This window comes from Pseudomonas fjordensis (genome assembly GCF_976987115.1).
Genome location: NZ_OZ336860.1, coordinates 1,057,033 through 1,075,834, shown reverse-complemented (window position 1 = coordinate 1,075,834; position 18,802 = coordinate 1,057,033). Strand labels below are relative to the sequence as shown.

General features: G+C 58.6%; 12 protein-coding genes. 8 read left to right on the top strand and 4 right to left on the bottom strand.

Going from position 1 to position 18,802, the window contains the following annotated elements:
* Positions 1-10: 10 nt before the first annotated feature.
* Positions 11-640 carry an alpha/beta hydrolase gene (locus ACWHXD_RS04795; protein ID WP_032893584.1) on the bottom strand — a complete coding sequence of 210 codons (630 nt, stop codon included), beginning with the start codon at positions 638-640 and terminating at the stop codon, positions 11-13.
* 146 nt (positions 641-786) lie between these two features.
* Here ACWHXD_RS04795 and ACWHXD_RS04790 point away from each other — a divergent pair, with 146 nt between their 5' ends.
* The gene (locus ACWHXD_RS04790) at positions 787-1,224 is read left to right on the top strand and encodes a Z-ring associated ZapG family protein (protein ID WP_032893585.1); all 438 of its coding nucleotides are present in this window, start codon (positions 787-789) and stop codon (positions 1,222-1,224) included.
* A gap of 725 nt (positions 1,225-1,949) precedes the next feature.
* Here ACWHXD_RS04790 and ACWHXD_RS04785 read toward each other — a convergent pair.
* From ACWHXD_RS04785 to ACWHXD_RS04775, 3 genes are all read right to left on the bottom strand, one after another.
* Entirely contained in the window at positions 1,950-3,674 is a 1,725-nt protein-coding gene (locus ACWHXD_RS04785) for an ABC transporter ATP-binding protein/permease (protein ID WP_138761290.1), read from the bottom strand.
* Between the two features lie 100 nt (positions 3,675-3,774).
* A complete protein-coding gene (locus tag ACWHXD_RS04780) occupies positions 3,775-4,335 on the bottom strand; it encodes a response regulator transcription factor (protein ID WP_003171731.1) in 561 nt (186 codons plus the stop codon).
* Complete coding sequence (locus tag ACWHXD_RS04775) at positions 4,328-5,590, bottom strand: ATP-binding protein (RefSeq protein WP_003188495.1); 1,263 nt, start codon at positions 5,588-5,590, stop codon at positions 4,328-4,330. Before ACWHXD_RS04775 ends, ACWHXD_RS04780 begins: the two co-directional genes overlap by 8 nt.
* Before the next feature lie 205 nt (positions 5,591-5,795).
* Here ACWHXD_RS04775 and ACWHXD_RS04770 point away from each other — a divergent pair, with 205 nt between their 5' ends.
* From ACWHXD_RS04770 to ACWHXD_RS04740, 7 genes are all read left to right on the top strand, one after another.
* Positions 5,796-6,509 (top strand): SIMPL domain-containing protein, encoded by a 714-nt coding sequence (locus ACWHXD_RS04770; protein WP_032893587.1) that lies wholly within the window; start codon positions 5,796-5,798, stop codon positions 6,507-6,509.
* Positions 6,510-6,691: 182 nt separating this feature from the next.
* Positions 6,692-10,048, top strand: a complete 3,357-nt coding sequence (locus ACWHXD_RS04765; RefSeq protein ID WP_098949577.1) for a dermonecrotic toxin domain-containing protein — start codon at positions 6,692-6,694, stop codon at positions 10,046-10,048.
* Between the two features lie 80 nt (positions 10,049-10,128).
* Complete coding sequence (locus ACWHXD_RS04760) at positions 10,129-11,730, top strand: ABC transporter substrate-binding protein (protein WP_032893590.1); 1,602 nt, start codon at positions 10,129-10,131, stop codon at positions 11,728-11,730.
* A gap of 258 nt (positions 11,731-11,988) precedes the next feature.
* Entirely contained in the window at positions 11,989-13,617 is a 1,629-nt protein-coding gene (locus ACWHXD_RS04755; protein WP_138761289.1) for an ABC transporter substrate-binding protein, read from the top strand.
* A 366-nt stretch (positions 13,618-13,983) separates the two neighbouring features.
* Positions 13,984-15,528 carry an ABC transporter substrate-binding protein gene (locus tag ACWHXD_RS04750; protein WP_370874668.1) on the top strand — a complete coding sequence of 515 codons (1,545 nt, stop codon included), beginning with the start codon at positions 13,984-13,986 and terminating at the stop codon, positions 15,526-15,528.
* 170 nt (positions 15,529-15,698) lie between these two features.
* The gene (locus tag ACWHXD_RS04745; protein ID WP_003188488.1) at positions 15,699-17,093 is read left to right on the top strand and encodes an OprD family outer membrane porin; all 1,395 of its coding nucleotides are present in this window, start codon (positions 15,699-15,701) and stop codon (positions 17,091-17,093) included.
* Positions 17,094-17,173: 80 nt separating this feature from the next.
* Complete coding sequence (locus ACWHXD_RS04740) at positions 17,174-18,772, top strand: ABC transporter substrate-binding protein (RefSeq protein ID WP_032893592.1); 1,599 nt, start codon at positions 17,174-17,176, stop codon at positions 18,770-18,772.
* Positions 18,773-18,802 lie beyond the last annotated feature (30 nt).

Here is an 18,802-nt window from a genome sequence, read left to right as displayed (position 1 = left end):
TCGCTTGTCATCAATTCGAAAGGCGTGGCAGCACCAGATCCTTGAGATCGGTCAGCTTGCCGTGAAAAAAGTGTCCGCATTCTGCCACTTTCAGCAACTCATGGGGGCGTTTCAGGGCGGCGGACCAGGCGTAGACCACTTGCGGATCGACCACTTCGTCGCTTTCCGGTTGGATCAGGGTCAACGGGCAGCCTTGGGGCAGCACGTCCGACTCGCCCAGGCGCATCACCGCCGCAGCCACCATGAACAGGTGTGCGAGCTTCTCGCCCTTGGCTTCCAAACGCCCGCCGAGACTGGCAGCCACGTAACCGCCGAAGGAAAAACCCAGCAAGGTGATCGGCAGGTCCGGGTGTTTTTCCCGCAGCCAGGTGGCGGCCGCTTCAGCATCGTCGACTTCACCGCTGGCCATATCGTGAGTACCGGCACTGGCACCGACGCCCCGGTAATTGAAACGCAAAGTAATCAAACCCGCGTCGCGGGCGGTGCGTTGCAAGGTCGAGACGACTTTATTGAGCATGGTCCCGCCCTGCACCGGGTTAGGGTGGCAAACCAGCGCCAGGCCACGTGGTTCGGGGTGATCCAGGTACAAGGCTTCCAATTGGCCCACCGGGCCATCGATCAAAACGGGGGTTTCACGCATGAGCAAGGATGAACTCCGTGACCTCTCAAGGGGTCGACTCGTCTAGCTAAAAGTCTGTGCATGGCATCATTGCGAGCTTAATCGCGGTATACAGCGCAGGTTTGAGCCGTTAACGTAAAGCAAAGCCGTTTATAGAGGAAGGACTCGTGGAACACTCGCTCTTAGTTTGGTTGTTGCCGACTCTTGCCCTGGTTGCCGGTGTCGCCATTGGTTTCCTGGTTGCCCGCCTGCTGCCGAATGCCGCGCCTAACCGCACGCAGCGTCAGTTGGATGACATTCAGGAACGTTTTGACAGTTATCAGAACGAGGTTGTTACCCACTTCAACAGCACCGCGACCCTGGTCAAGAAGCTCACCCAGAGCTACCAGGAAGTACAGGATCATCTCGCCGATGGCGCTAACCGCCTGGCCCTCGACGACATCACCCGCCAGCGCCTGCTGGCCGCGCTGCATTCCGATGCACCGCAACCCCCACGGGAACGCCTGACCCCGCCACGGGAAAACCAGGAGCCACCACGGGACTACGCGCCAAAAACGCCGAACGCCCCAGGCATGTTGGATGAGCATTACGGCTTGAAGAAGTAAGTCTTCTTCGAGCAATAAAAAAGCCCGGCTGATCGATGATCAGCCGGGCTTTTTTGTTGGGTGCCTGAACCACCAGACAACCCCGCCCCCTGTGGAGCTGGCTTGCCTGCGATGGCCATAGGTATCTACACAACTTTGTAGCCTGTAGCAGCCGACGGTAACCACGATGCGAAGCGAGCCGCTCTTGATCTTGATCTGCTTTTGATCTTAGGCGCCCCGTCAAACCACGCTGGCCGGAATTCGACAGGGATTTGGGGGGTAAACCGGCAGGGATGCCGGTTTAGCCGCCCCGCGCCATGGATGGCGCGTGGCGGCGGCCCCCCAAATCACTGGCGGATTACGGGCACACCGAGCCTAGGCGAGGTGCCGAGTGGTGGGGCAAGAGCGCTTTGCTTACTTTCGCGCTTTTCGAAAGTGAGCCGCCGTCAGGGCGGAACCCTAGGTGGCCGTTACCTAAATAACGGATATGTACCCGGTCCAACTGTGTTGACTGCCAGGCCGCCATCGCAGGCAACCCAGCTCCCACATTTAACTCTCGGTGCGTCAGTTAGAACAGGGTCGGCTATCCAGTCGTCACGGGAGCAAGCTCCCTCGCCACAGGTCCAGCGTCTCACCAAAGTTGTGTAGATACCTATGCTGCGATAGCGGTGTGCCCGTTGACACACCTGCCTCAGACACTCCGCCATCGCGGGCAAGCCCGGCTCCCACATTGAGCGAGCAGGCACTCAAGTGGGTTGTTGTTCCTGCAACCGCCCACCGTCAATGCGCACATGCCGCCCGTGGAAACGCTTGAGGCTGCTGCGGTGGCCAACGCTGACGATGCTCAGTCCCGGCAGTTCATCAATCAACGCCTGGTACAGGGTTGCCTCGTCTTCTTCATCCATCGCCGAAGTGGCTTCATCCATGTACAGCCATTGCGGCGCAAACAACAACGCACGGGCAAAGGCCAGGCGCTGTTGCTCGCCGGGCGAGAGCATGCGTTGCCAGTGGTTGGCTTCATCCAAACGGCTGACCAGATGGGGCAGGCGACAGGTTTCCAGCACCTGTGCATAACGTTCTGACGCATAGACGCTGTCGTCCTGTGGATAACTCAACACAGCCTTGAGCGTACCAATCGGCAAGTAAGGCTTTTGCGGCAGGAACAGGTAGCGCGTCGCCGGCAGCCGGATGCTGCCATGCCCGGCGGGCCACAGATGCCCCATCGCCCGCAGCACCGTGCTCTTGCCGCTGCCGGAACGCCCGCTGAGCATGACGCGCTGGCCAGGCTCCACGGTCATGTCGGCGTCGGTGAGCAAATGGCGGCCGTCGGCCAGGTCCATGCCCAGGTCTTGGATCACCAGGCGCTCGCCTTCAGGGCGCACGTCGATCGCCGGCGTGCGCTGCTCGTTGTCGCTCATGGCTTGCTGGAAACTCAGCAGACGGTCGCTGGTGGCGCGCCAGGTCGCCAGCTCCGAATAGGCGTTGATAAACCAGCTGAAGTTCTCTTGTACGTTGCCGAACGCCGAGTTGATTTGCATCAGCTCGCCCAGCTCGATCTTGCCGGTGAAGTAGCGCGGCGCGGCGACGATAAACGGGAAGATGATTGCGATCTGGCTGTAGCCGGCGGTGAAAAAGGTCAGGCGCTTGGACACTTTCATGATGTCCCAGAAGTTCTGCCAGACCTTGCCGAAGCGCGAACTCAGGCGTTGCCTTTCATTCGGCTCGCCGTTGTACAAGGCGATACTTTCGGCATTCTCACGCACCCGCACCATGGAAAAACGCAGGTCCGCCTCAAAGCGTTGTTGCTGGTTGCTCAGGCCAATCAAGCGCCGGCCGATCAGGTGCGTCAGCCAACTGCCCACGGCGGCGTACAGCAACGCACACCAGAACATATAGCCGGGGATGGTGACGCCGAACACCTCGATGCTGCCCGAGACGCCCCACAGGATGATCGAGAATGACACCAGGCTGACCACGTTACGCAGCAAGCCGAGGCCCAGGCTCAAGGTGCCGGAGGTGAAGTTGTTGAGGTCTTCGGAGATCCGCTGGTCCGGGTTGTCGGTGTAGCCGCCCTGCTCCAGCTGGTAGTAATTCTTGTGGGCGAGCCACCGGCTGAAGTGTTTTTCGGTGAGCCAGGCGCGCCAGCGGATCGTCAGCATCTGGGTCAGGTAAAGGCGGTACACCGCACCGAGTATCGCCACCGCCGCGATCCCGCCGAAATAGCCGATCAGTTGCCAGAAGGCCGCGGTGTCCTTCTTCTCCAGGGCGTTGTAGAAGTCCTTGTACCAGTGGTTGATCCACACGGAGATCGCCACGCTGAACAGCGACAGGCCAATCACTGCGGCTAGAAGCAGCCAGGCCCTGCCCTTCTCTTCACTACGCCAATAGGGTGTGATCATCGCCCAGGTTCGGCGGAAGAATTGCCCACGCACCGCGTCGTTGACCGCGCGGTATTCAGCGTTCTGATTCATCGTTCAGGCTCGGTAGGAAAAGAATGACAGGCGTTTGAACCGATCATAGGTGATCGGTTCGTGCGTCCGTGCAGCCTGAAGCGGGTTGTTCAGTCGCCGTTCAGCGTCGTACCGGGCGCTTCTGCAGCTTGCGTTGCAGCGTGCGGCGGTGCATGCCCAGGGCGCGGGCGGTGGCGGAGATATTGCCTTCGTGTTCGGTCAACACACGCTGGATGTGTTCCCACTGCAGGCGGTCTACCGACATCGGGTTTTCCGGCACCAGGGTGTCGAGGTCGGCATGCTCGGACAGCAAGGCAGCCAGCACGTCGTCGGCATCCGCCGGCTTGCACAGGTAATTGCAGGCGCCGCGTTTGATCGCCTCGACGGCGGTGGCGATGCTGGAGTAACCGGTGAGGATCACCACGCGCATTTCCGGGTCAAGTTCCAGCAGCTTGGGCAGCAGCACCAGGCCCGAGTCGCCGTCCATTTTCAGGTCCAGGGCGGCGTAGTCCGGCAGGTCGGCCTGGGCGATGGTCAGGCCCTCTTCGGCAGAGCCTGCGGTGCTGACGCGAAAACCGCGCCGGCTCATGGCGCGTGCCATCACGCGGGTAAAGGTCGCGTCGTCATCTACCAGCAACAGGTGCGGCAGTTCTTCGCCTTCGACTTGGATCTCGTCACTCATCGATATCTCCTCGTGCGACACGGGGCAGGCGCAGCTCGGTGAGCGTGCCACCTTCCTCATGACTATAGAGCTTCACTGAGCCGCCCGCGCGGGTCACGCTGGCCTTGCTCAAAAACAGGCCCAGACCGAAGCCTTTGCCCTTGGTGGTAAAGAAGGGTTTGCCGATCTGCTCGGCAATGGCCAACGGCACGCCCGCGCCATGGTCACGAATGCTGATGGTGACGTTTTCGGCGTCCCAGTCCAACTGCACACCGAGGCCTTCAGGGCAGGCGTCGGCTGCATTGTTCAACAAGTTGAGCAGCGCCTGGGTCAGGTCTGGCGGTGGCGCCATGCGCGGTACGCTGCCTTGGCCCAGCAGGTTGAAACGGTAACTGGCTTCGGGACGCATCAGGTGCCAGCGGTTGAGCGCCTCATCGAGCCACTGGGTGACGTCTTGCATTTCGACCGCCAGACGGCGATTGGCTTCGGCGGCGCGCACCAGTTGCTGGAGCGTCAGCTTGCACTGTTTGACCTGCTCCTGCAGCACGCTCAAATCGTCCTGCAGGGCCGGGTCGTGATGGTCCTGGGTCATTTCCTTGAGCAGCACGCTCATGGTCGCCAGCGGCGTGCCCAACTCATGGGCGGCGCCGGCAGCCTGGGTGGCAACGGCCAGCAACTGCTGGTCACGCAGGCCCTCTTCCCGGCGAATGGCGCGCAGTTCTTCCTGGCGGCGCAGTTCTTCGGCCATGCGCGCGGCAAAGAAGGTAATGACTGCCGCCGACAGGGCGAAGCTCAACCACATCCCGTAGATCTGCAGGTTTTCCCGGGCGATGGGGAATGTCTGCAAGGGGTAGAACTGCGCCAACAGCAAGGTGTACAGCGTCAGCGCGATGCCCGACAGCACCACCGAATAGCGCCACGGCAGGGTCACGGCGGCGATGGTCAAAGGCACCAGGTAATACGAGACGAAGGGGTTGGTAGAACCACCGGAGAAGTACAGCAACACGCTGTGGATAAACAGGTCACAGGCCAGTTGCAGGGCGTACTCCAGCTCGGTCACAGGCCAGGTGGTACGCAATCGAATGGCGGTGAACACACACAATACGGTGGAAAACCCCAGGGTCACAGCCAGTTGCAGCCAGGGCAGCGGCAGCAGGTCGAACCAATAGGCAAGCCCGACGGAACCGGCCTGTGCGGCCAATACCAGGGTGCGAATGAACGTCAGGCGCCAGAGGTTCTGGCGAGTGGCGGAAGTCAGTTTTACGGCGGCGAGCATGAGCTCTCCCGTTGAGCGCTGCAGGCGGATCGGCACGAGTATAAACGAAGCAGACCGGCTGGCACGGCGCGTGTGGCTCTTTGACGCAGGCCGGGCAAATGACCGTTCGTCGGCGCCCGCATAACTTGTAGGTAATGTGTAAACCCGAAGAACCCAGTGCCAACGTCTACAGTCTTACCGAGCACGACTATCTCAAGGAGCTTCCATGTCTCGTTTCATTCGCAGTGCAGCCATCATTACCCTCAGCGCCAGCGCCCTGGCCAGCTTGCCGGCCATGGCCGCCGATGCATTGCATTACAACCAGATCTCCCTGCGCGCCGAAGCCAGCCAGGAAGTGGCCCGCGACAAGATGATCGTCACCCTTTACACCGAATCGCAAAACGCCGACCCGGCCAAGCTCGCCGCCGAAATTACCACCACCCTGAACCAGGCCCTGGGCCAGGCGCGCGAAGTCAAAGGCGTGACCTTGCGCCAGGGCAGCCGCAACAGCTACCCGATCTACGACAGCAAGAACCAGAAGATCACCGGCTGGCGTGAACGCGCCGAGCTGCGCCTGGAAAGCGCGGACTTCCCGGCGCTGTCCAAACTCACCGGCGAGTTGTTGAACACCTTGAAAATGGACAGCATGGACTTCGCCATCGCCGACGCCACCCGCAAGGCCAGCGAAGATGCGCTGCTCAAAGACGCGGTGGCGGCGTTCAAGGCGCGCGCGCAACTGGCTACCGATGCACTCGGCGGCAAGGGCTACAAGATCGTCAACCTGAACTTCAACACCAATGGCTACCCGATGCCCTACGCCCGCAATGGCGGCATGATGATGAAAGCCGCCATGGCCGATTCAGCGCCGACGCCTGAAGTGGAAGCCGGCACCAGCCAGGTCACTATGAGTGCCGACGGCGTGATCGAAGTTTTACAGTAACTTTTTTAGACAGGACAGAGGCGCAGCCCCACGGGGCGTGCGCCTTTTTTTTGCGTTGGCGCCACGTCATATCCAGCAGCATATCTGGCAGGAATCAAGTGCCCGGCTTTCACGACTCATTACTGCCATAGCTACCAGGGAGGGCTGTGCTGGCATTTATTCACACAATGAGAGCCGAATTCATGTCCCTATCAATCAATCCAATACCCTCTGCATCACTGCATCCGACACCGAGCACTCAAGCGCAGACGCCACCCGCAGTCCCGCCAACAGCCAATCCCGTCCAACCCGACGAAACAGCACTGCTCAAGGCCTACCTCGAGGCCGCACAGCGCAAGGTGTTACACGGCAATGCCGGGCTTATAACCGTCCCGCCCCAAAGTACCCTGGGTCAATGGCTTGGGCTGTATCGCAGGCTTTTGGAAAACACCGTTGTCCAGAGCTGGCTGCGCGAACGACACTTCGCTCCAGACACCCTGCTTTCAATCAACCCCTCTACCGGTACCTTGTCGGCCGAGGTCGAGGGTAAAACCAAAACCTTTCAACTGTCGGATACCTCAGGCTGGGGGCAAATTTCAGGGCCATTGCTGGACGCCGCAAAAGTTATCGCCCCTGGCAATAACGGTGATTTGCGTGTGAGGCTGAGCGAGGACTCCATACAGGTCAGCGCAAAAGTGGTGGCCAACTTTGAAGGCGTTTCCCTGCCGCAAACACTGACACAGGCCCGTGCGCAAATCAGGCACCTGGAACATAAAGACACCTTCGACCCTATCCCCGCCGATGACCACCTGCGCCCTGCCAGCAGCCGCTCGGCACAGGCGCTGCTAGTGCAACAACACAACGCCGCCAGGTACTACAGCACCGCACCACAGGCCTTGGCTTACAAGCGCCTGGCGGTTGAGGTCGCCAACAACCTGCCCAATACGCGGGCAGAAGCCAAGAAGTGGGCGGATGACCTGCTGCTCAAACTCACGGGCAAACCTATCGACTCCGACACCGTCTACTTGAATCGCTTCAAAGGCGGCGAAAGCGCGGACACGGCGACCGGCTGGGAACACACATTCCAGGAGCCCTGGTCTTCGCTGCGCTTGCCCGACGCCCTGCTGAAAAACTTCTCCGAGCACGACTGGGTGCCTGGCAACCTCGACCTCGACGCGGGTTTGTATACCCAGCCTGCCGGGCAAAGCGAAAACGGCGGCTACGGAAAACACAATCAAATCGACCTCAAGCCGTCCCAAGTGATGCATGAAAGCTGGAAAACCGACTTTCAGACCCAGATGACCCAGAAATTCGACGCGTTCTGGAGCGCGCATACCGATGACTACCAGACGGTAATCAAGGGCGAGTTTGTTTCCCAGGCCCGAGAACAACTGAAGAGCGCCGAAGCCGGGTCATCTGCTGAGCGAGCGTTACAAGCCCCCGAACATCAGTTCACCCGTGGCGACTACAGCCTGGTAATGGCGGCGGCAAACAATATTCCACTCGACGAAAACACCCCCCTGAGCCTTGAACAGCTGCAGGCTAAAGCGCCAGTAAACAGCACCCCCCAAGTGCATGCCCTTGATATCCACGGTTTTATATCCAGCGACATTCTTCGATTCAGCAACGACGACGCTGGCCGGCAAGTGCTTTACCTACCTGGAGCCAAACCGGCATTTCTGCGCTTCGACTCCTTGGACAAGCTCAATCAATGGGTGATTGACCAGACCAAGGACCCGAAAAAAAGCCAGTCGCTGCTCGCGCACTTCTCGTTGGCTGATCGTCAGAACCGTAAGCCTGGCGTTCTCATACAACTGGCAAGCGGGTTCGTACCGGGCGGGAGCTTTACAGGTATTGGCGACACGCGAGATGGCCTGGACGCCCTCTTCAAGAAAATGGCCGCCGACGCTCTGAAAACACCGCTGAATAAAAGCAGTCAGTCAAAGATCGAGGGGGACGTGTTTTCCACCCTGGCAACCGCTGCCAAACAACGCATGACGAGTGATACCGACGTTGTCGTCAAATCCAACAGCGAAGTGACGCGGGACACATGGCTCAATGACATTACCGTGGCCGCGGGGTTACTGGCCAAGCTTGCTCCCATCGCAGCACCGGTCACCGGTGCCGCAGTAATTGCCGGGCTGACCGAACTGGGGCTGGGGTTCGAACAATCCGCGTCCGGAGACACCGAGGCGGAACGCGACAACGGGGCCTCCCGAGCACTCGATGGTGTGCTGAACACATTATTTTCCATCGGGGCGAGTACCGTCCCTGAAGATCCTTTTGCACTGCCGCCGAAGAAAGAACTGCCGGTGAGAAACCCGCTTGTTCAACCACAAGTCACCGAAATTGAAGAACCGAAACCCGGGCCATCCAATGGTACTCAGGTGGTCAACGACGCGGGGGCTCCGGCGCCAAAATCCCGCCCCCTACTGCCGATGGCGCCCTATGCTGTCCCCGAGGGTGAACAGTTGATAAAGGACGCGCCCCGCGACGCGCTGGGTGTCTACCGAATATCCGACAGCCAGGGAGCACTGCGCCAATTCGTGCGCCTTACCGATGAGACGGGGGCGAGCAAGGTATTTGAGATATCGGGGCGTTACCGCACCGGCGATGTGTTTGCCAGAGTCATCAACCCTGATAACGGCGCGGGACTGATGATCATCACACCCGGGCGTGATGGAGAGTGGGCCCGTGCGCCGGGCGATGGCGGGGTGAAGTGGCAGTGGCCGTGGCCGCGAACTGAGTCCCCGACACTCAGTAACGATATAAAAACCCCTGCACAGGTATCGGATAATTTTATTGAGTTAGACGGTACCAAAATGAAAGGCGCTGACATATTCGACAAGTATTTCAACGTTGAAGAGCAAGCGAACTATAAATATGGCATCAGCGTCGAGGAGGAGAACGGTGTTTTAAAGAATCGCCCTGTCTTTTCTTGGACAGCCGACAGCGGGGATTTCACGGTATCCGCATCGGAAAGAGCCTCCTCATCCCCGTTCGGTACCAGCAATTACTCCGAACAATTTATCAAAGACATCAACCGAGACCCTTACACAATAAGGCGCCCTGGCCTGGAGAACGTTGAAATCGACATATCTCGGCAGATAGCAGGAATGACTATCCCCAATAACTTAGAAGAGCCGATTCGTGAGGGGCTTATAAGGGACGGGATCGATAAATTTGAGCACATCGTGCCCGATCCTGACATGCGAGCGGCAATTTCAGAGGTTGCTCATCAAGGCTCGTCCGCTCCTGTGTGGTTTGAATTGCAGCCTCCCCGAGTGAAGCCCGGCTTTAGCAGCAACGTTGGCAAAAGGCGGTACGTCATCGACTACAACCCTTTAAAAAATGAAACAGAGGTCACCATAACCACCCAATGGCACCTGAAATATGCGGTTAGAGGTGAGTCCACCCTCGCCGATGACGTGAACATAACAGCCACTCGAACGTTCACCCTTCGTGAAAGTAATGAAATAGATGGCCAGCCCGTTACAATCGACAAATCGGCTCCCATCCGGATAGAAGTCTCCCCCCGCATAAACGTATCTCCTACCTAAGCCAGCTGAACGGCGGTAACCTCGGTGACCGCCGTTTTCGTTTGGGCAGCTTTAATATGCCCGCCATTTCAGGGGTCTTTATGCAAAGAATCGCCGTCAAGCCACTACTCCTCGCCGCAAGCCTTGTGGCCTTTATGCCGATGGCCCAGGCCGCCACGACCCTGGTCTACTGCTCCGAAGCCAGCCCCGCCGGCTTCGACCCCAGCCAGTACACCAGTGGCACCGATTTCGATGCCTCCGCCGAAACCGTGTTCAACCGCCTGACCCAGTTCAAGCGCGGTGGCACCGAGGTGGAGCCTGGTCTGGCGACGAGCTGGGATGTTTCGAAGGATGGCCTGACGTACACCTTTCACCTGCGTGAAGGCGTCAAGTTCCACACCACCGACTTCTTCACCCCGACCCGCGATTTCAACGCCGATGACGTGCTGTTCACTTTTAATCGCCTGCTCGATGCCCAGAGCCCGTTTCGCAAGGCCTACCCATCCGAGTCGCCCTACTTCACCGACATGGGCTTGAACACCACGATCAAGAGCGTCGAAAAACTCGACGAGCACAGCGTGCGGTTCAACCTGAACACGGTCGATGCTTCGTTCGTGCAAAACCTGGCCATGAGTTTCGCCTCGGTGCAATCGGCCGAATACGCCGCCCAACTGCTGAAAGAGGGCAAGGCCGAACAGATCAACCAACAACCGGTCGGTACCGGGCCGTTTGTGTTCAAGCGCTATCAGAAGGACTCGCAGATCCGCTACGTGGCCAATAAACAGTATTGGAAACCCGAGGACGTGAAGCTCGACAACCTGGTGTTCGCCATCACCCCGGACGCCGCCGCACGCCTGCAAAAACTCAAGGCCGGCGAATGCCAGGTCAGCGGTTACCCGCGCCCCGCCGATATCGAGGTGATGAAGCAAGACCCCAACCTGCGCGTGTTGCAACAAGCAGGCTTCAACCTGGGCTTTTTGGCCTATAACGTGACTCACCCGCCGCTGGACCAGCTCAAGGTGCGCCAGGCCCTGGACATGGCCATCGACAAGCCCGCGATCATCAAGGCCGTGTACCAGGGCGCCGGGCAATTGGCGCAGAACGCACTGCCTCCCGCGCAGTGGTCTTATGACCCGAACATCCAGGACGCCCCCTACGACCCGACCAAGGCACGGTTGCTACTAAAAGAAGCAGGGGTTGCACCAGGTACCACCATCAACCTGTGGGCAATGACCGTACAACGCGCCTCAAACCCGAATGCGCGGATGTCCGCACAAATGATTCAACAGGATTGGGCCAAGGTCGGCATCAAGGCCAACATCGTCAGCTATGAGTGGGGCGAATACATCAAGCGCGCCAAAAATGGCGAGCACGATGCAATGATTTATGGCTGGACCGGCGACAACGGCGACCCCGATAACTGGCTGGGCGTGCTCTACAGTTGTGCCGCGGTCAAGGGCAGCAACTACGCCAAATGGTGTAACCCGGCCTACGACAAGCTGGTGCAGCAGGCCAAGGTCAGCAGTGACCGTGAGCAGCGCATCAAGTGGTATCAACAGGCACAGAAAATCCTTAAGGAACAAGTACCTATAACGCCTATTGCGAACTCGACGGTTTTCCAGCCTATGCGCAAGCAAGTGCAGGACTTCAAGATCAGCCCGTTTGGGCTAACGCCGTTCTACGGTGTGGGTCTAGATAAGTAACAGCCGCGCCCCAACCGAGTGCGCTAGACGCCTCGGCTGGGCTTTTTTGGTGCGCCATTTGCACCGAAAAAACCCTCCAAACAAGCACTTTTGTGTCGAAACTTTCATAATTGCGACATTCCTGTACGTTCGTACCACAGTTTTCCCTTTGCAACCGCTCTGCATCTTGCATTGGGTATGGCGCCTGCATAAGTATCCGCAGGCCGACTCACGAGGTCGCCCTCACCACCAAAAATGACAACAAATCATGAGGCCAACATGCTTAAACACGCAGTCCTTCCGTTATTAGTGAGCGCTGGCCTTATGGCCGCAGCCCCCGTAGCCCTTGCGGCAACTAACCTGGTGTTCTGCTCCGAAGGGAGCCCGGCCGGTTTTGATCCAGGCCAGTACACCACCGGAACAGACTTCGATGCCTCGGCCGAAACCATGTTCAACCGCCTGAGCCAGTTCGAACGTGGCGGCACTGCCGTCGTTCCTGGCCTGGCCACCAGCTGGGACGTTTCCCCGGATGGCCTGACGTACACCTTCCACCTTCGCGAAGGCGTCAAGTTCCACACCACCCCGTACTTCAAGCCTACTCGTGAATTCTCGGCTGACGACGTACTGTTCACCTTCAACCGGATGATCAATAAAGACGATCCATTCCGTAAGGCCTACCCCACCGAGTTCCCGTACTTCACGGACATGGGGATGGACACCAACATCAAGAACATCGAAAAAGTCGATGACCACACTGTCAAGTTCACCCTTGGCACCGTGGACGCCGCGTTCATCCAGAACCTGGCCATGAGCTTCGCCTCGATCCAGTCCGCCGAATACGCTGCGCAGCTGTTGAAGGAAGGCAAGCCTGCCGACATCAACCAGAAGCCGGTCGGCACTGGCCCGTTCGTGTTCAAGAGCTACCAGAAAGATTCGAACATTCGCTACACCGGCAACAAGGATTACTGGAAACCTGAAGACGTGAAGATCGATAACCTGATCTTCGCTATCACCACTGACCCGTCGGTGCGTATCCAGAAGCTCAAGAAAAACGAATGCCAGATCACCCTGTTCCCACGTCCGGCCGACCTCAAGGCGCTGGGTGAGGACAAGGACCTGAAACTGCCGCACCAGGCCGGTTTCAACCTGGGCTACATCGCCTATAACGTCATGCCAGTACTCAAGGGCCAGACCGCCGCGAACCCGCTGGCTGACCTGCGCGTCCGTGAAGCCCTGGACATGTCGGTGAACAAGCAGCAGATCATCGACTCCGTGTACCAGGGTGCCGGCCAGCTGGCAGTCAACGCCATGCCGCCGACCCAGTGGTCCTATGACAACACCATCAAGGATGCCAAGTACGATCCTGCCAAAGCCAAAGAGCTGCTCAAGGCCGCTGGCGTCAAGGAAGGCACCGAGATCACCCTGTGGGCCATGCCGGTTCAGCGCCCCTACAACCCCAACGCCAAGTTGATGGCCGAGATGCTGCAGAACGACTGGAAACAGATCGGCCTGAAGGTCAACATCGTCAGCTACGAGTGGGGCGAGTACATCAAGCGCTCCAAGGGCGGCGAGAACCAGGCCATGATCATTGGCTGGAGCGGCGACAATGGTGACCCGGACAACTGGCTGAACGTGCTGTTCGGCTGCGACTCGCTGTCGGGCAACAACTTCTCCAAGTGGTGCGACAAGAAATTCGACGGCATCGTGAAAGAAGCCAAGGCCACATCGGATGTCGCCAAACGCACCGAGCTGTATAAGCAGGCGCAACATATCCTCAAAGATGCAGTCCCGATGACACCTATCGCGCACTCGACGGTGTATCAACCCATGCGTAATACCGTACAGGACTTCAAGATCAGCCCGTTTGGCTTGAACTCCTTCTACGGCGTTAGCGTCAGCGGCAAGTAAGGATCAATAACGGCGACGTTTCATAACGTCGCCGTTATTCCATCCGCCTGGACCTTAGGAAACAGACTACGTTTGCAAGCGTTGCCGTCCTACAGCAATGAACTGCGACCCGTGCCTCCGTTGCCTACAAGGTCAGTCAGAATTGACGCATTTACTGCAAGGTCAGCGCCCCATAAGGTCGTAGGACAGCAGCGGCATCATTCTGGTGAAGGGCACTTGCTGTGTGTGGGATCAGTGAGGTCTGCCTGGCTGCACGCCAGCAGGAAGGCTCGCTGTTGATAACTACAAACAAGGACCGGGAACGTCATGCGCCATACAACCGTTGTATCCGCTCTGTTTGCCACCAGCCTGCTGGCCGTGGCCACGATGGGCCAAGCCGCCGAAAAGAAGAGCCTGGTGTTCTGCTCCGAAGGCAGCCCGGCAGGGTTTGACACTGCGCAATACACCACCGCCACCGACAACGATGCGGCGGAGCCTTTGTATAACCGTTTGGTGGAGTTCGAAAAAGGCGCCACCGACGTCGTCCCTGGGCTGGCAACCAAGTGGGATATCTCCCCGGATGGCCTGACCTACACCTTCCACCTGCGTGAAGGGGTGAAATTCCACAGCAACAAGGAATTCAAGCCGACGCGGGACTTCAACGCCGACGACGTGCTGTTCACCTTCAACCGCATGCTTGACCCCGACCACCCGTTTCGCAAGGCCTACCCTACCGAGTTTCCGTACTTCAACGGGATGAGCCTGAACAAGAACATCGCCAAGGTCGAGAAAACAGGCCCCTACACCGTGGTGATGACCCTGAACACGGTCGACGCCGCGTTCGTGCAAAACATCGCCATGAGCTTTGCCGCGATCCTTTCGGCCGAATACGCCGAGCAGTTGCTCAAGCAAGGCCGGCCCAGCGACATCAACCAGAAGCCGATCGGCACTGGCCCGTTCGTGTTCCAGCGTTACCAGAAAGACTCGCAGATCCGCTACGTGGGCAACAAACAGTACTGGGACCCGAGCCGCGTCAAGCTGGACCAACTGATCTTCGCCATCAACACCGACGCCTCGGTACGCGTGCAAAAACTCAAGGCCGGCGAATGCCAGGTGACCCTGCATCCACGCCCCGCCGATGTCGAAGCCCTCAAGGCCGACCCGAACCTGCAGCTGCTGACCAAGCCGGGCTTCAACCTCGGCTATATCTCCTACAACGTGCGCCACAAGCCGTTCGATCAGCTTGAAGTACGCCAGGCGCTGGACATGGCGGTGAACAAGCAGAGCATTCTCAACGCCGTGTACCAGGGCGCCGGGCAACTGGCGGTCAACGCCATGCCGCCGACGCAGTGGTCTTACGACGACAGCATCAAGGATGCCGCCTACAACCCGGAAAAAGCCAAGGAGTTGCTCAAGGCCGCCGGCGTCAAGGAAGGCACCGAGATCACTCTGTGGGCCATGCCGGTACAGCGCCCGTACAACCCCAACGCCAAGCTGATGGCCGAGATGCTGCAAAACGACTGGGCCAAGATCGGCCTCAAGGTCAAGATCGTCAGCTATGAGTGGGGCGAGTACATCAAGCGCACCAAAAACGGTGAGCACGATGTCAGCCTGATCGGCTGGACCGGCGACAATGGTGACCCGGACAACTGGCTCGGCACCCTCTACAGCTGCGACGCCATCGGCGGGAACAACTACTCCATGTGGTGCGACCCGGCGTACGACAAGCTGATCAAGCAAGCCAAGGTCGTGACCGACCGCGAACAAAGGACTGTTCTGTACAAACAGGCGCAGCAACTGCTCAAGCAGCAGGTGCCGATCACGCCTATCGCCCACTCGACGGTCAACCAGCCGTTAAGCGCCAAAGTCGAAGGCTTCAAGGTAAGCCCCTTCGGCCGCAACGTGTTCTCGGGCGTCAGCATCAACCCATAAGACAATAACCGGATGGCGGGGAGCGAAATCGGCTCCCCGGCAAACGTGCGGCTTTTGTTGGGAAATTTCCTACGCCAAACGTTTGCAATAGCTTGAACGAGTTCCACACCCAATAGCCGGATCACCCAAAAAGACCGGCATTAAAAAAGAGAACCAAAGGAGCTTCACCCATGAAACTGAGCAGCAAAGCGCTTCTGGCCTTGGCCATCAGCAGCATCACGGCCACCGCCTACGCTGAAACGCAAAGCCAGGACTTCGTTCCTACCACCCTGGCCGGCACCAGCGCCCAAAGCGAGGCCAAAGGCTTTATCGAAGATTTCAGCCTGGGCGGCACCACGCGTAACTGGTACTCCCATGAAAGCAAATACCGTGGGGGCACCTTCTCGTACCAGAAACACGGCCAGACCCTGACCGACCGCAACCGTACCAACTGGGTGCAAGGCACCATCCTCAACGCCAGCTCGGGCTTCACCCAGGGCACCGTTGGGGTCAAGACTGAAGTGGCGGTGTACAACGCCCTGGTACTGGACCGCAGCAAGCGTGATATCAAAGGCGGCTCCAACCGTACCCTGGCCGACTCCAACGGTGACGCCGTCGACCAGTGGAGCAAACTGGGCCTGGCCAACGTGCAATTCCGTGTGTCCAACACCACACTGACCGCCGGTCGCCAGAACTTCAGCAGCGGCATCGTCGACACCATCGGCAACCGTGCCCTGCCTTCCAGCTTCCAGGGTGTGAGCTTTAACAGCGAAGAGTTCAGCAACCTGTCGTTCCAGGGTGGCGTGTTCGACCGCGTTTCGCCACGTAGCGAGCAGAGCCTGTCGAAATTCCGCAGCGAATACGGCAACGGCGCAGAAACCGACAAAGTGTCGACCCTGGGTGTGAACTACCAGCCGCTGAAAAGCCTGAAGACCAGCTTCTTCGCCGCCAACGTGAAGGACTTCTGGAACCAGTACTACTTCGGCGCCACCCACGAACTGGGCGACGCGCAGCAGTTGGGCCTGACCACCGGCTTCAACTACTACAAGACTGTCGACGAAGGCAAAAAAGAGATGGGGGAAATCGACAACGATACCTTCTCCCTCTCCCTGGGCCTGACTCACCAGGCACACAGCCTGACCTTCGGCTACCAGCAAGTGAACGGTAACGAGTACTTCGACTACCTGCACGAAACCAACGGTATCTACCTGGCCAACTCCCTGACGTCTGACTTCAACGGCCCGAACGAGAAATCCTTCCAGATCGCCTATGCCATCAACATGGCTGAATACGGCGTACCTGGCCTGAAGTTCAACGCCTACTCGGCACGCGGCTGGGGCATCGACGGCACCCACTACACCGGCAACAACGGCCGGGCCAAGTTTGCCTATGACGGCATCCAGTCCCAGGACGGCGAGAAGCACCAGGAATACGGTGTAGGCGCCTCTTACGCGCTGCAGAGCGGCCCACTCAAAGCCACCACCGTGCGTGCAACCTATGTTGAGCACCGTGGCAGCGAGTTCCAGTCCGACGGCAGCATCAAAGAGTTCCGTCTGGTTACCACCATCCCCTTCAACATCCTTTAATTAGTGCCAGGCAGGCGGCGAGCTCAGGACGAGCCCGTCGCCTACGCTTTTCTGGCTCCATCGATTGCAGAGGGCTCTGAATGAAAATGCTCCCACTACAAGCCGCCATGGCCGCTGCGCTGTTGAGCGTGGCGATCGGCGTTTCGGCCAAACCGCTGGTGGTCTGCACCGAAGCCAGCCCGGAAGGTTTCGACCCGGTCCTGTACACCACTGCCGTGACCGCTGACGCCGCCGCTGAAACCATGTTCAACCGCCTGGTGGACTTCAAGCCCGGCACCACAGAAGTGGTGCCTGCCCTGGCCAAAGACCTGCCGGAAATCAGCGCCGATGGCCTGACCTATACCTTCCACCTGCGTGACGACATCAAGTTCCACACCACCGACTATTTCAAACCCACGCGCAACCTGAACGCCGATGATGTGCTTTGGAGCTTCCAGCGCCAGCTGGACCCGAATCATCCGTGGCATAACAAATCTCTCGTGGGTTACCCGTATTTCGAAAGCATGGGTTTCAAGGAACTGCTCAAGAGCGTAGAGAAGACCGATGATCACACCGTCGTCTTTACCCTGACCCGCCCAGAAGCTCCGTTCCTGGCCGATCTGGGCATGGCATTCTCTTCAATCCACTCGAAGGAATACGCCGACCAGTTGCTCAAGTCCGGTAAAACTGAAGACCTCAACGCCAAGCCTATCGGCACTGGCCCATTCGTCTTCAATCGCTACCAGAAAGATGCCCAGGCGCGCTTCAAGGCCAACCCGGACTACTTCCGCGGCAAACCGGCGGTCGACCCGCTGATTCTGGCGATCACCACCGATAACAACGTGCGCCTGCAAAAGCTCAAGGCCAACGAATGTCAGATCGCGTTGTTCCCCAAGCCGGATGACATCCCAAGCATCAAGAAAGATCCGAACCTGAAAGTCGATGAACTGGCTGCGATGACCACCAGCTACACCGCATTGAACACCACGCGCAAATACATGAGCGATGCCCGGGTACGCCATGCGATTAACATCGCGTTCGACAAGGCAGGTTACACCGAAGCCCTGTTCGGCAAAGGCAACGCGGTAGTCGGCACCGGCCCCTACCCACCGACCTTGCTGGGTTTCAGCGAAAAACTGAAGAACCCACCCCGTGACCTGGACAAGGCCCGCGCCCTGCTCAAGGAAGCCGGCGTACCGGAAGGCACAGAATTCACCCTGTTCACCCGCAACGGCGGCGGCCCAACCAACCCCAATCCAATGCTCGGCGCCCAGCGTATGCAGGCGGATCTGGCGCAGGTTGGCCTGAAGGTCAATATCAAAGTCATGGAATGGGGCGAAATGCTCAAACGCGCTAAAAACGGCGAGCACGACATGGTTTCGGCGGGCTGGGTCGGTGACAACGGCGACCCGGATAACTTCCTCACTCCGAACCTGAGTTGCGATGCGGCGAAAAACGGCGAAAACTACGCACGCTGGTGTAACAAAGAGTTTCAGGACTTGATCGACAAGGCTCGTGCGGAAAAGGAACCGGCCTTACGGGCTGCGCTCTATGAACAAGCACAAGATGTCTTCGAGAAGGACCAGCCATGGCTTCCAATGGCTTACCCGAAACTGTTCACCGCCATGCGCAAGAACGTAGAAGGCTTCACCCAAAGCCCTCTGGGTACAAATAACTTCGCCACCACCCAGGTGAAGTAAATAAGAAAAACGCTCGGCACCGTCGACACT